Annotated in this window: 2 protein-coding genes; one reads left to right on the top strand and one right to left on the bottom strand. The window is 55.7% G+C overall.

The annotated features are described in order from the left end of the window. Positions 1-203: hypothetical protein (locus FYK55_RS29940; protein ID WP_235909055.1), on the bottom strand; the 203-nt coding region annotated here is incomplete at its 3' end. Positions 204-456: 253 nt separating this feature from the next. Between FYK55_RS29940 and FYK55_RS28775 the strand changes: the two genes are divergently transcribed. Continuing rightward, positions 457-639: iron-sulfur cluster assembly scaffold protein (locus FYK55_RS28775; protein WP_150080070.1), on the top strand; the 183-nt coding region annotated here is incomplete at its 3' end.

Genomic DNA, 639 nt, shown 5'->3' with positions numbered 1-639 from the left:
CGCTGAACCAAACGAGCGTCAGCCTCATCAAGTTGTTTCCTCACAAGGGCCCTGACGAGATCCCACTCGATGTCGGGTGCCAATGATTCGTCGCTGAACAGGTCAGGTTGCAAGCGAATGCGGTCCAAAAAAACGTGCCAATCCGGGATCGGCTCGGGCGGGTGAGCCGCCAAACGGGCATTGCTGTCATGTTGTTCGGCCATGGTTTCGTCCGTCCCTCGAAGGTAAGTGCGGTCCCGTCACTATTGTCGGTCATTCGATCGGCCCCTTCGCAATGATTCCGTCGCATCTTCGCCGCAGTGGAACGGAATCGTACCGCTTGCGTGCAACGCATCAAGTCGACAACCCAATCAAAGCAGCAATTCTCAACGCGTGCGGAGACTTTTCTTCCCGCAACGTGGGCGTCTCGTGGCATAGGTCTTCCGGCAACCAATAATTTCCGCCGGAGTCAAAAACATGCCTGCTTGGCCTTCGATCGAGACCGCTCCCGACGAGTTGATCGATCACATCGAATCGCCGTATCACTGCGGCAATTGTCCAGGATCTTCGATTCGGTTTCGGGTTCGCAATCCCCGCTGTGGAGACGAAGTCGAACTTCAACTTCGTTTAGACGATGGGCGAATCGAAGCGGCTTGGTTC

The organism is Roseiconus nitratireducens, from assembly GCF_008629675.1.
In the GTDB taxonomy this organism is placed as follows: domain Bacteria; phylum Planctomycetota; class Planctomycetia; order Pirellulales; family Pirellulaceae; genus Stieleria; species Stieleria nitratireducens.
Note: the sequence above shows the minus strand (reverse complement) of the source record. Positions and strands in the feature narration are given on the sequence as shown.